Genomic DNA, 14,702 nt, shown 5'->3' with positions numbered 1-14,702 from the left:
TTTGTAATTCGGAGTTCGTAATTAAGAGAGTCAGAATCTAGTTTTATATTTGTAGGCTTATTTTGGATAATTAGTGCTATTCCTCCTATATTTTTGAAACCAGGGTGGTGAATAGCCTTCACTAAACTGATGGATGGCTGTGGTAATTTGGGGTTGTTCTAACCATTTCTGTAGGCGTTGCATGGCGAATTCGGTTTGGTGTCGCAAATCTTGACCGATAAATGTGTCAAAATATTGTTTGCTTTCGGCGATCGCTTCCGGTGAAGAATAGAATAAACGTTGAATCTGGCGGTTGAGTGTATCGTTCATCCCATCACTAGCAATTTCGTCCACCAGTCCCCAATTTTTGGCTTCGTTTCCATCAATACCTCTAGAACTAAGAGTGAGATATTTCACCTGGGAGGAGGAAAGACGACACAATAAAAAGGGCGTAATTACAGCAGGAATCATCCCCACCAGCACTTCTGACAGCATGAATAGAACATTTTCCTCGGCGAGTACGATGTCGGATGCAGCGACTATACCCACGCCACCACCTGTAACATTACCTGTCACACAGGTTATGACTGGTCTAGGAGAACTATAAATTAGTAACAGACAATCACGAAAGGCATGCAGTGGCGCTAAATCAGGACGGGAACCATTGGCAAAGATGGCGTTAAAGTCCATCCCTGTACAAAAGTCAGCGCCTATACTAGAAATTACAATAACTCGACAAGTTGGGTTAGCGATCGCATTTTGCAAAGCTTGATAAAACTGTCCCAACATCTCGCCGTTCAAAGCATTACCAGTTTCTGGTGCTGATAATGTGATGTGAGCGACTCCTGAATCTATTTGATACTCAATTGCTTTTAACTTTAGCTCCATTCGTATTGCCTGTAGTAATTTTTTACCTGTTTTAATACCAACAGTTCCTGTCCGGCATAGAGTTTGTCATAAGCGTTTTGGAAACTGTCTCTTTTGGGTTGATAATCAGGCGCATCAATATATTTTTCTCGTGCGTATTCCAAAAGTTCGTATTCCATCAGAGATAATGGCAAACGTTCTTGCAAATGACGGTCAATATCCAAAGAACGGATGTATTCAATTGCACCCGGACTGACAGTGCCGCGATAAAATTCACCTTGACAACCAGAACCATAGGCAAAAATCGAAATGCGATCACCTGCGTGTAAATCCTGGGCATAGTGTAACAAACTTAGCAAACATAAGAATGTAGATGAGCCATAAGTACTACCTACCTGCTGGGCGAAGTAAATGCCTTCTTGTACCTTTTTTTGATAATTCTCCTCATAGATTTTCGAGTCGTTAACTTCTAATAAACTCAGCAAAGTCCGATGCGCTTGTAAGGGCATTCCCGGAAAGGGTGTGTGATAAATATGTTTTTGGAAATCCTTGTCATAATCTACTCCCCCCACAAGTTTTTCGTAGTGGGTGTAAGAGGCTTCCAAAGCATCTAAGTAAGAGTAAAGACTGGTTTGATTGTCGCCAATTTCAACTCTCGCAGTCGGACGGAAGGTATCAGAAATTTCATTAGTCCAAAAGCCTGCGGGATGCAAGTCAATTTCAAATACCTTGGGATCGGTACTAATCAGCATAGCAATAGCTGCACCACCGCCAATAAAATTATCACGGTCATCAAGGTGAGGACGGCTATAGTCACAGCCGATAACTAATGCCTTTTTACCAGGGGTAAGTCCTCCTTGCAGCCACATTGCTGCTGTTTTGACGGCTGCTGTCAACCCGTAGCAGGCGTGTTTGAGTTCAAAGCTACGGCAATGGGGAGGTAAATTACAATACCGATGTACCCAAGTAGATACAGGTTTGCCAAAATCCACAGCCGATTCCGTTGCCACAATCAACAATTCGATATCCCGCGCATCTTCTGGGGAAAGGAGGCGCTTGGCTGCATTCACCGATAAGGTAACTGTATCTTCGTAGGCAGGAATTACAGAACGTGTCTTTACTTTTACTTGTTTAGACACGTAATCCAAATCTTTACCTTGTAAATTAGCTAATTCCAGGGCATCAGCACAGAAACGACCAGCGTATAAATTAATTTTCTCAATTCCTACTCGTTGCATAAATTTTCCTCCTTTTTGCTAAAGGATCTGATAACTGCCGGATCGAGCCAGTACCGCTTTCGTTCAAAGGGATAAGTCGGCAAGACCACACGACAACGCTGATATCCTTGTTCAAACTTTTGCCAATCAATTGCTACACCATTGATATAAAATGCAATCATGCTATGTAATAATACTGTCCAATCGTCAATTGATTGTAACCAAGTACCTTGCTGTTGGATCTCGGATAATTGGGGATCAGAGCCAATCTCTAAGAATAAATTGCACCCTTTTTGTGTAAGGGCTAACATTGCTCCTTTAAATAACGCTGGTGCTTGCCAGCATCGTCTCCAGTAGTCAATATCTGGGATATAGTCAGCAGCTAACAGTTGCCCATAGAAGGTTGACACCATCGGAATTTGGGGCACTTGAAATTTCACCTGCTTGGCAATTGGCTCGAATTCTGCCCATGATTCCTGCTGAGTAATTAACCGCAAACCATCTTCCAAACTGAACACGCCAGCCACACAAGCGGCGATATACTCACCAACTCCGCCACCCATGACTACACTAGGTTGTACGCCCCAACTGCGCCAAAGTTGGGCTAAGGCGTATCCCAAGGCGAATACAGCAGGACTAGCGTAACGGGGTTGTGTTAACAGTGATTCATCTTCGAGGATTGCAAGTAGGGATTGTTGAAGATGATGTTGTAGGAGGCGATCGCAATCTTCTAAAATTGAGCGAAACTGCGGCTGGGTTTTGTAAAGCTGCTTACCCATACCAACATACTGCGAACCTTCACCAGCAAAAATAAAAGCAACTTTTGGCTGGCGTTGAGTATCAAGCTTGCCGTACAGTACATCAGGACTTTTTTCTCTTACATTGAAAGCGGCAAGGGTATCTCGTAACTGCGCCTGAGAATTGACCACAAATGCTAGACGATGAGCAAAATGGCTACGTCCCATATTAGCGGTATAGCAGATATCAGCCAAGCGATCGCCTGTATTTTCCTGTAAATAGTGGTGGTAACGCCCAATCAAGTTTTGCAAAGCTGATTCACTTTTTGCTGACAGCGTAAGTAGATGCAAAGGACGCTCAATTATAATTTCTTCTCCCCTGCTCCTCTGCTCCTCTGCTCCCCCTGCTTTCTCCAAGGGTGCTTCTTCCACAATTGCATGAACGTTAGTCCCACCAAAGCCAAAAGAACTAATCCCCGCTAATCGCGGCTGCTCACCTCGTTTCCACAGTTGCAAGGAGGTGGGAATTTGTAGCTGGGTTTGCTCCAAATTCAACACGGGATTGATAGTTTGCAAGTTGAGGTGAGGAGGAATCTGTTCTCGATGCAACAACAGCACTAGTTTAATGAAACCAGCTATCCCTGCAGCTGCTTCTAAGTGACCAATATTAGTTTTCACAGAACTGATCCGGCAAGGCTGATTGTCAGTGCGACCTTCCTTGAGTACTGTCCACAGGGATTCTACTTCAATGGCATCACCCAAAGCTGTGCCTGTACCGTGGGCTTCAACGTAACTGATGCCGTCGGGAGTGACGGCAGCATTTTGTAAGGCTTGGCGAATTACAGCTTGTTGGGCTAAACCATTAGGGGCAGTTAAACCATTGCTGCGTCCATCTTGATTGACAGCAGAACCACGCACCAGAGCCAGAATATGGTCGTCATCTCTGAGAGCATCGGATAAACGTTTGAGTACGACTACGCCACAGCCTTCTCCCCGGACATAACCATCAGCTCGCTGGTCAAATGTTTTGCAGTGTCCATCAGCAGCCATCATCCCCGCTTGGGAGCAGGCAACGGTAGTTAATGGTGAGAGGATGATATTTACACCCCCTGCTAATGCCAGATCGCATTTACCGTTCCGCAAGCTTTGACAGGCTAAATCAACCGCTACCAAGGAAGAAGAACAAGCCGTATCAACTGCCATGCTTGGCCCGCGCAAATCTAAGAGATAGGAAAGACGGTTAGCTGCAATACTCAAAGCCATCCCTGTACCGCCCCGTGGAGGTGGGTCTAGTTGTAGTGTGAAGTAATCCCAAGTGCTGATACCTGTGAATACTCCTGTTTGACTACCTGCCAGATGCTCGGAACTATAGCCTGCGTGTTCCAAAGCTTCCCAGGAAACTTCTAAGAGTAGGCGTTGCTGGGGATCCATGCTGCGGGCTTCGCTGGCAGAGATACCAAAAAATTGGGGGTCAAAGTGGTCTATATTATTGATGAAGCCGCCCCAGCGAGTATTCATCGTCCCAGGAAAAGACAAGTCTGGATCGTAAAATTCATCTACATCCCAGCGATCGCCCGGTACTTCTCGAATTGCATCTGTACCATTACATAAGAGTTGCCAGAAACTCTCTAAATCATCTGCCCCAGGGAATCTACAACTCATCCCCACAACAGCAATCGCTTCTGTAGGTGATAGTTCCCGACTCTCCACAGTCGGCGGTAATGCAGTTGTCGCAAATATCCCCAATTCTTTACCTAAATACTCTGTCAAATTTGAGATGCTCGGATAGTCAAAAATCAAAGCTGCGGGTAAAGTTTTATCTACCAACTTTCCGAGAGTATTTCGCAATTCTACCGCCATCAGGGAATCCATACCCATTTCTTGCAAGGGGCGTTCCGGGTCGATGGGGCGGCTATTATCTAACCTCAGCACTCTTACCACTTGGTCTTGTACGGCTGACATCAGCAATTCCCGGCGATCGCTCACTGGTGTAGATTCCAATTGCCGTAGTAAGAAGGGCTGAGATGGTGATTGACTTACCTTGGTAGTAAGTTGCTGCAACAATGGTAGTTGCACGGCTGTAGAGAATTTATCCCAGGCGATCGGTACGACTCCGGCTTGAGTTTTCCCTTGTTTGAGCAGTTCTTCTAAGGCGCGCAATCCCTGTTCTGGAGTAATGTAACTAACTCCGTTCTCAGTACTCCAAAGGTTGCGATGATTTAAATCAGCTGCCATACCTACATCTGACCAAGGTCCCCAATTGATACTCAAAGCGGGTAAGCCTTGATGTCGTCGATAATGAGCAAGTATATCTAAATACATATTGGCAGCGGCGTAGTTCCCTTGACCTGGGGAGCCTATTAAAGAAGCCACTGACGAAAACATGACGAAGAAATCTAGGGCACAGTCGCGGCTGAGAAGATGCAAATTCCAAGCTCCATCGATTTTGGGAGCTAAGACTTTGGCGAACCGTTCCCAAGTTTGTCGCAGTAGTATGCCATCGTCTAATACTCCTGCTGCATGGATAATGCCACGTAGGGGATAATTCAGGTTGTGTAATATGGTGCTAAGTTCAGCTTGATTGGTGACATCTGCTAAGGCAACCTGAATATGTGCGCCCTCCTGTTCCATCTCCTGAATAGCTGCTTGCGCTTGTTCTCCAGGAGGACGACGGCTGAGTAATAACAGATGACGCGCGCCTCTTTCTACCAACCAATGGGCTACCCGTAATCCCAAAGCACCCAATCCACCTGTAATTAAGTACGTGCTATCGGTTCGGAGGCTCAAAGGTGAGGTTGATACAATTGCAACTGTCCGCGTTAGACGAGCCACATAACGTTGCTGTTGGCGAAAAGCTAGTTGATTTTCTTGGCTCTTTGATTGAGATAGTTCGGCGGCTAGTAAGTTAGCCGCTTCCTCTAGAGTGCTTGCTGGGTCTATATCTATAATGCCTCCCCAGATTTCAGCACACTCCATTGCTATGACTCGACTTATACCCCAAAGCGGTGCAGCGGCAATCGCCAATTCTTTGCTAATTTCCCCTACAGGCTGTGCGCCTTGGGTTACTAGCCATAGTTTGACTGCTGGTAATTCTACTTGTGCCAAGGCTTGTAGTAAGTCTAGTACGCCACCACAATTAACTAACTGTTCAGTGTTATCCAAACTCCACAGATGGACAATCTGTAAGTTGGAGACTTTAGAGACGCGATGAATCGCGTCTGTACAAGATGCATCTGTACAGTAAAGTACGGTGGTGGTGTGTCCTTGGGCTTGTAGTATGCGTTCTAGGGTTTCACCGATGCCAGAGCGATCGCTAAAAATTAACCAATGGGTAGGAGCAATGGTCTGCTGTTTGATTAATAATGCTTGTGGTTGCCATTGAATTTCGTACAGCCAATCTGATAATTCTGAAGCGGTGGTGGAAATAACATTCGGCTGTATTGGCTCAATCCAGTAGCGTTTGCGTTGCCAAGGATAAGTCGGTAACTGTACAAATTTGCCACCATTGGGATAGAAATTATCCCAGTTAACTTTATGTCCTAAAGTGTAAAGTTTGGCTAATGACCTTAAGCTGACTGTGGAATCTCCTCGCCGCATGGTTGGTAAAACTGTTCCCTGCTGCTGAGTCTGACTGAGGCACTCCAGCATATCTTTGGCGAGGACAGAATGAGGGGCAACCTCTACAAACAGGTTGTATCCAGCTTGGATCAGACTATCCATTGCCTCGGCAAATCGTACAGATTGCCGCATATTCCGCCCCCAATAGGCAGCGTCAAAAAGAGGCAGAGGGGCAGAGGCGCAAAGGGGCAGAGGCGAATCTTCTGGTTGACCGCTAACGGTGGAGAAAATCTGCAAATATGGCGATTTTGGCTGAATATCTTCGAGAATTCTCTCTAATTCTCGACTATAGCCGTCCATCTGCGGGCAGTGAAAAGCGTAATTCACTGGTAAGCGGCGACAGAATACTCCTTGCTGTTCGACTTTTTCTAGGATAATTTCAATTGCCTCGATTGCACCAGAGATGACTGTTGAAAAAGGACTGTTTATCGCTGCGATCGCTATTTTGTCTTCATAAGGTGCAATCAGTTCTGCCACAGCTTTCTCTGGTAAATGCAGCATTGCCATTTTGCCGTGGCCTGTTGCTTGCTGCATCAGTTTGGCACGTTGTATCACAATCCACAAAGCATCTGCCAAAGTCAACACACCCGCCACGTAAGCAGCCGTAATTTCCCCAACGCTATGACCTACAACTGCACTTGGTTCCACACCCCAAGCCCGCCACAGCGCCACTAGTGCTACTTGCAGAGATAAAATCGCAGGTTGAGCGATTTCCGTTTCATCCAGACGGGATTTCTCTGGCGGTGCGGACAGTTCGGCAATTAGCGACCAATACGTATGAGATTGGATAATGCGATCGCACTCTTCTAAAGCCTCCCGGAATACAGGCTCCTGCGTCAAGAGTTCTTGCCCCATACCCAGCCATTGAGAACCCTGTCCAGAAAACACAAAGGCAATTTGCTGGCGACGGCTAGAACCTTGATATCCCCAATTAACATCAGAATTGGGAATATCTTCTAGGAAATCTTGAAGTTGATTCGCTAATTCTTCCGCCGAATTTCCCACTAACCCCAAACGATATTCGTAATGAACCCGCCGTAAACTAGCTGTATAACAAATATCTTCAAGCTTTAGCGAACCTGATAACAATTCTCGGTATGCTTTAGCTATTTCTTTGAGAGCCTCCGGGCTTCTAGCAGACAAAGGTAAAAGATAAACGCGATCGCTTTCATCATTCCTCTTGTCCCCTTGTCCTCTTGTCCCCTTGTCCTCTTCAACCGGTGCTGCTTCCAAAACCACATGAGCATTAGTCCCACTCATCCCAAAGGAGCTAACCCCAGCCAGCAGTCGGTCTGAAATCCAGGGAGTAAGCTGAGTAGGAATAACTAACGGTAATTCCTGCCAATCGATATGCGGATTTGCTTGTTTGAAATGTAAATGTGGTGGAATTTGTCGATGCTGTAAAGCCAGAACTACTTTCATAATTCCAGCAATCCCAGCCGCAGCTTCTAAATGTCCGATATTAGTCTTGACAGAACCAACAATTAATGCATTATCTTGACTCCTGTCAGCACAAAGTACCGATGCTAAGGCGCGAATCTCTATTGGGTCGCCTAAGACGGTTCCCGTACCGTGAGCTTCCACATAACCAATCTCCTGGGGTTGTACTGCCGCCGCCGCTAATGCTTGGCGAATCACTGCTTGTTGAGCCGAGCCGTTGGGGGCAGTCATACCGTTGCTGCGTCCGTCTTGATTGACGGCGGAACCGCGAATCAAACCAAAGATGCGATCGCCATCTGCTAAAGCATCCGGCAAACGCTTGAGTACGACGACACCACAGCCTTCTCCTCGTCCGTAGCCATCGGCAGCAGCATCAAAGGTTTTGCAGCGACCGTCTGCTGCTAAGGCTTTCACCTGACAAAAATAAATCGTGGTTTCTGGAGCCAGCATCAAGTTGACACCACCAGCCAAAGCCAAGTTACACTCGCATTTGCGTAAGCTTTCACAAGCTAGGTGAATGGCTGTGAGGGAAGATGAACAAGCTGTATCTATGGTGAGACTTGGCCCCTGTAACCCAAAAACGTAAGACAAACGACCAGAAACTACGCTGGGAGTGCAACCAATAAATGAGTAAGCATCAATGCGATTGGGGTCGCCGCTATTGATGTGGAAGCGGGCGTAGTCGTTGGTGGAAATGCCAATAAATACACCAGTGGCACTACCTTCTAATTTCTCTGTGCTTTGTCCGGCATTTTCTAAAGCTTCCCAGGCAACTTCCAGCAACAATCGCTGTTGCGGGTCTATACTGACTGCTTCTCGCGGCGCAATCCCAAAGAAATCGGCATCAAAGCCATCAACTTGGTCGATAAAGCTACCCCGACGGGTGTACATTTTACCAGGGGTGTCAGGATGAGGCGTATAGAAGCTATCGACCGACCAGCGATCGCTGGGAATTTCCCGGCTAGCATCAATACCTTGGCTCAATAATTGCCAATAGGTTTCGAGGTTGTTAACTCCTCCGGGAAATCGGCATCCCATACCGACAATGGCGATCGCTTCTTGCCGATCCTGTTCAATGGCATCAAGCTTGGTGCGGAGTTCCTTTAGGGCGACTAATGCCCGCCGTAGCTGGTCAGTACGTTCTGGGGTGTTCATCTTCATGACTCATTAAGAGTTGCCAGTTCTTGAGCTAGTAGGGCTTCTAGCTCATCTTCGGAAAACTGTTCCATTTGCTCTACAGCCAAGTTAATCTTGCTGGGAGCAGTAGGTAGTTCCTTTGTTGCGGACGATGGGATTTTGAGAATCACCAACTCAGCTAAATACTCAGACAAGCTTTCTAGGCTGGGATATTCAAAGACAAGGGTTGCAGGTAATGTTACTTTCAACAATTCCATGAGGGCGTTTCGCAGTTCCACTGCTGTCAGAGAATCCATACCCATTGTGTTAAAAGGCTTTTTCCCATCTACCTGGGCTGATTTCATCCGCAAGACTTTGGCAACCTCCCCTTGTACGGCTTCAAATATTAAGTCTTTGCGTCTGCTGGGAGGAGCGTTTTCTAAACGTTCGTATAACTGGGATGCTGGCGAAGATTTCGGTTGAGAAGAAAGCAGAGATCCTGGATAGACGAGCAGAGCAGAAAAAATATTTTCGTTATAAGCCCCTTCCCTTGTGGGCAAAAGTCCATCTTCTTTCCCCTCTGCTCCCCATCCCCTCTGCCCCTCTGCCTCTTTTTTTCCTCTAGGAAAGGCTTGAGTAAACTTGCTCCACTGCACTGGCATGACGGCAACTTGCGCGACATTATCAGTCAGTAGTTGTTCTAAAATTTTCAAACTTTGTTGCCAATCAATTGTATCTACGCCCCAAGTTGCCCAGCGTCGGACAATAGGATTATCTTGATGCCCCCAAGGTGCCCAGTTAACACTCAGAGCAGGTAAACCCAGAGATTGACGATAGTGGGCTAAAGCATCAACAAAAGCGTTAGCCGCAGCGTAATTACCTTGTCCAGGCGAACCTAGTAGGCATAACGCTGAGGAAAACATTACAAAGAAGTCTAAGGGGATTTCCTGAGTGAGAATATGCAGATTCCAGGCTCCTGTTACCTTGGCTGCGAGGACTCTACCAAACCCATCTCGTGTTTGATGTAAAAGTATGCTGTCTTCGTGTATACCTTCGGTATGGATGATACCAGATAGACTTGGCAGTTTGTCTTCAATATATTGAAAAACATTTGCGACTTGTTCTGACTTGGAGCTACTGAAGTTAAATAATACTACAGTTGGATTAATTGCGTGCATTTGCTTGAGGCGATCGCAAATTTCTGGTGCAGGTTCTCCTTCTCCCATCAACACGAGATGTTCAGCGCCTTTTTCAATTAGCCAACTGGCAAGATTCACGTGAATATCATCAAAACAACCCGTAATTAAATACGTAGCGTTAGATTTAATTTTTAGAGGTTCTACCGAGAATGACGGTTGATAGCGCAACAACCGAGGTACATAGCGTTGTCCAGCCCGAAAAGCGACTTGTTCTTCAGTTGGATGGTTAATTTCAGTCCGCAAACTTGATGCTTGCTCGACTAAGCTTGTTCCTGGATCTAAATCGATTAATCCTCCCCACAAATCCGGGTGTTCTACAGCTAGGGTTCTTCCCAATCCCCAGAGAGGAGTTTGGGCAATACTCAATTCTCCTGGTTTTAACTCCACAGGTACACAACCCCGTGTAACTAACCATAACTTGGGTTGCTGAGATAATTTTGCGGCGACTAAAGCTTGAAGCAAAGCGGGGAAACTGGCAGAAGTTTTATCTGTTAAAGTCGAATCTATTCCCCACAGATAAATTACACCACGCAATTCTTGATCTTTTGCACAATTCTCGAACAGTTGTTCAAAGTCTTGACGATGGTATTCCTGACTGGCAAAGACTAACTTGCAAGTTTGCCCAGATTTTTCTATGAACTCGGCTAATTCTACTGCGATCGCACTGTGGTCAGCTAGGATCAGCCAATGCCCCGTTACAGTAGCTTGGATAGGCGACTGTAGGACTTTTGGTTGCCATTTAATTTCATACAGCCAATCATGTAAACTCTTCTGGGCAATGCGCTGTAAAGCTTTTCTGGGCGCACGTTTGAGGTGCATTTTCTCAACTTGGGCTACCACCTCACCAGCCGGATTTACAATACAGACATCCACATCAAAGGTTTCTGGGTTGGGTGTATTACCAATGTGCAGACGCATATATGACCACAACTCAGTCGTGGGTTGCCCGTAAAAGCACAACTTATCTAAACCAATGGGGATGAACACATCATCTTCACTGGGTAAGTCAGCCAAAAACAACTGCAAGCAAGCATCAAATTGGGCTGGGTGCATATTATAATTACCCGCCTCTGCCATGATGGATACTGGCATTTGAATTTTTGCTAACACTTCGTTCTGGAGTTTCCAGAGTGTTTCTATACCCAAAAAGCTAGAGCCAAATTCTAGTCCGCGTTTGTGTAAGCAAGGATAGAACACTCCACCGGATAGTTCTTGCAGACTGCGTTCTTGTAGTGCTGTGGGTGAGAAATCTGCAATGATTTGGTGTTCTGGTATAGGCTCAACTCGCAGCTTACCAGATGCGTGGAGATTCCAAGCGGTTCCGTCTTCTTTTTCCGGGGATGCCAAGCTGAAGATTTGGAAAGTATATCCTTTGTCGTCTGGTGTGAGAAGTAATTGTGTAGTGCGGGTTTCACCCTCTGCCAGTACGAATGCCTCGCGGATAGCAACTTGTTCTAAAACACAAACACCCTTACCAATGACTTCCGTAGCAGCTGCCCAAGCCATCTCTAAGTAGGCAACTGTGGGAACTACTACCATACCGTAGATACGGTGATCGTCAATGAAGGGCACATCGGCTGTGCTGAGTTGTCTCTCAAAGATAATTGTGTCAGCTAAGGGCGATCGCAATCTTTGACCGAGTAAGGGATGTAATAGTTTTTGCAGGGGCGATCGCTTTTTCTTGCCATCACTCACCCAATAACGCTGTATTTGCCAAGGATAATTCGGCAAAATTACCTGAGAGCGCGGATAATCAGCCTCAAAACGCCGCCAATCAACCTCTACTCCCGCCACATACAACTGTGCCACGGAATCTAACAACTGCTGCCAATCTTCTCTACCTTTACGCAGCGAAGCCAGCCATAATCCTTCCATATCCAAGTGTTCGGGACACTCGCGCCGTGCCATTCCCAACAATGTCGGATGGGAACCGACTTCTATAAATACCTCATATCGTGCTTGATACAATGTCTGCATACTGGCAGCAAATTGCACACTTGCGAGGATATGCTCTACCCAGTAAGTCGCATTTGACATTTCCTCATGTCTGACAATCTTACCTGTGACATTGGAGATAATATCTAATTGCGGCTGTTGATATTTTACTGATGCTGCTACTTTGGCAAACTCTGTCAGCATTGGCTGCATTAAGGGCGAGTGAAAAGCATGGGATACTTGCAATCTTCTGGTTTCAATACCCTCACTTTCTAATTTTTGCAGCACTGTTGTGAGTATCTCTAATTCCCCAGATAAGACAATGCTGTGTTCGCCATTGATAGCGGCAAGACTCAACTGTTGTGGATAGTCAGCAATTAACGGTGTAACTTGCTCTACCGTGGTGAATACTGCTGCCATTCCTCCACCTTGAGGTAGTCCTTGCATTAAAGCAGCACGTTGCACAATTAATTTCAGTGCGTCTTCTAGGGAAAAAATACCAGCAATGCAAGCAGCGACATACTCACCGACACTGTGACCGAGTACAGCATGAGGACGGATACCCCAAGACAACCAAAGTTGAGCAAGAGCGTATTCTATAACAAATAATGCAACTTGAGTGTAGGCAGTTTGATCGAGGCGAGTATCTTCTAAATTGTCAGAGAATATCACCTGTAAAATTGATTCGCCTAACAAAGGTTGCAGTAAGGTATCGCATTCGTCGAGTGTTTGACGGAAACTAGGCTGAGTTTGGTAAAGTTGGCGACCCATGTGGCGATACTGTGACCCTTGTCCAGTAAAGAGAAAAGCAATTTTTTTAGTTTGCTGGCTAGCCTGTCCGTGATAGATACCGATGACTTCGGTGGTGTCGAGGTAGGCTTGCAACTGTTGTTGGATATGTGCGTTGTCTGCGGCGATGATTGCAAGGCGATGTGAGAAATGGGTTCTGCCAACTTGTGAGGCGTGGGTGATGTTGCCAAGAAGTATATCTGGGTGAGATGAAAAGTATTTGATGTAGCGTTGTGCAATTTCACTCAGAGCTTGGGGATGTTTGGCTGACAGTGTTAATAGATGTAAAGGACGCTCTGTAATTTCTTCTCCTCTACTCCCCTGCTCCCCTGCTCCCCCTACTTTCTTCACAGGTGCTTCTTCCAATACTATATGAGCATTTGTCCCACTTGCACCAAAAGAACTTACCCCAGCAATGCGGCGTTGTTCGTGTGGTAGCCAAGGTGTCAGCTTAGTCGGAACTGCAACTGGTAAATCCTGCCAAGCAATGTGAGGGTTGGGTGTTTGAAAATGCAGATGTGGTGGAATTTCTTGATGCTGTAGCGCTAAAGCTACTTTAATGATGCCAGCTACGCCTGCTGCTGCCTCTGTATGACCAATATTGGTTTTGACAGACCCTAACATTAAGGGTTGATTAGCTGTTTTTTCTTTACCAAACACTGCACCCAAGGCATTTACCTCAATCGGATCTCCCAAAGATGTGCCAGTACCGTGGGTTTCGATATAGCTAACTTGATGGGGTTCTAGTCCGGCGTTGGCTAATGCTTGCCGTACTACTGCTTGTTGTGCTAATCCGTTGGGTACGGTGAGACCACTGCTAGAACCATCTTGATTGACTGCCGAACCGCGAATCAAAGCTACGATGTTGTTACCGTCGGCTAATGCTTGGGAAAGGCGTTTCAGTACCAAAACACCGCAACCTTCAGAACGTCCAAAACCATCCGCACTGCTATCAAAGGTTTTGCAACGTCCGTCAGTGGCAATCATCTTGGCTTTACACAGCCTGACGTTCATCTCCGGTATGACAATTAGGTTAACACCAGCTGCGATCGCCAAATCACTTTCTTGATTACGCAGACTTTGACAAGCTAAATGAACTGCTACTAAAGATGACGAACAGGCGGTTTCTACAGCTAAACTCGGCCCTTGTAATCCTAAAAAATAAGATAATCTACCAGCCGCAAAATTAATTGCTCCGCCAGAATTTGTATAAGCATTTATCAGTTCATCATCTGCAAGACCAGTCTGCAATTGCAGGTAATCTGTGGTGGTAATACCAACAAAAACGCCTGTTTTACTTCTCTGCAATTGATTCAGAGGAATCCCGGCATTTTCCAGCGCTTCCCAGCTGACTTCCAACATTAACCGTTGCTGGGGATCGAGACTCTGCGCTTCCCGTGGCGAGATACCGAAAAATTCTGGCTCGAATTTGTCGATTTGACCAATAAAACCACCATATCGGGAATACATTTTGCCTGGTGCATCAGGATTAGGGTCATAATATGCGTCTGCATCCCAACGGTCTGGCGGAATTTCGCTAATAGCGTCAACACCATTACGAAGATTCTGCCAAAATGCTTCAGGGTTATCACTTCCACCAGGAAATCGGCAACCCATACCAATAATTGCAATAGGTTCGGCGTTTAACAGTTCGATTCCATCAGTTTTGGCACGCATTTGTTGTACCAAGAGCGCTAGTTTAGTAGCTGAAAGATTCGTGATGCGCTCTGGAAGTTTACCCATAATTATTTCCTCTAGTTTTTACCCTGATGCTGGGATGAAGAATTAAATTAACGACCTATGGA

Annotated in this window: 4 protein-coding genes; all 4 read right to left on the bottom strand. The window is 46.0% G+C overall.

All coding sequences use genetic code 11. The features are described from left to right. Positions 1-57: 57 nt before the first annotated feature. Genes NPUN_RS16020 through NPUN_RS16005 form a run of 4 tightly spaced genes read right to left on the bottom strand, consistent with a single transcriptional unit; the run spans position 58 to position 14,640 of the window. On the bottom strand, positions 58-867 hold the full coding sequence (locus NPUN_RS16020) for an enoyl-CoA hydratase/isomerase family protein (protein WP_012409605.1): 810 nt from the start codon (positions 865-867) through the stop codon (positions 58-60). Continuing rightward, the gene (locus NPUN_RS16015; protein WP_012409604.1) at positions 858-2,084 is read right to left on the bottom strand and encodes a hydroxymethylglutaryl-CoA synthase family protein; all 1,227 of its coding nucleotides are present in this window, start codon (positions 2,082-2,084) and stop codon (positions 858-860) included. The genes NPUN_RS16020 and NPUN_RS16015 overlap by 10 nt, the downstream gene beginning before the upstream one ends. Then, positions 2,072-9,019 carry a type I polyketide synthase gene (locus NPUN_RS16010; RefSeq protein ID WP_083782404.1) on the bottom strand — a complete coding sequence of 2,316 codons (6,948 nt, stop codon included), beginning with the start codon at positions 9,017-9,019 and terminating at the stop codon, positions 2,072-2,074. Before NPUN_RS16010 ends, NPUN_RS16015 begins: the two co-directional genes overlap by 13 nt. Further along, the gene (locus tag NPUN_RS16005) at positions 9,016-14,640 is read right to left on the bottom strand and encodes a type I polyketide synthase (protein ID WP_012409602.1); all 5,625 of its coding nucleotides are present in this window, start codon (positions 14,638-14,640) and stop codon (positions 9,016-9,018) included. Before NPUN_RS16005 ends, NPUN_RS16010 begins: the two co-directional genes overlap by 4 nt. Positions 14,641-14,702: the final 62 nt, after the last annotated feature.

It is taken from the genome of Nostoc punctiforme PCC 73102, from assembly GCF_000020025.1.
GTDB classification, from domain to species: Bacteria; Cyanobacteriota; Cyanobacteriia; order Cyanobacteriales; family Nostocaceae; genus Nostoc; species Nostoc punctiforme.
Note: the sequence above shows the minus strand (reverse complement) of the source record. Positions and strands in the feature narration are given on the sequence as shown.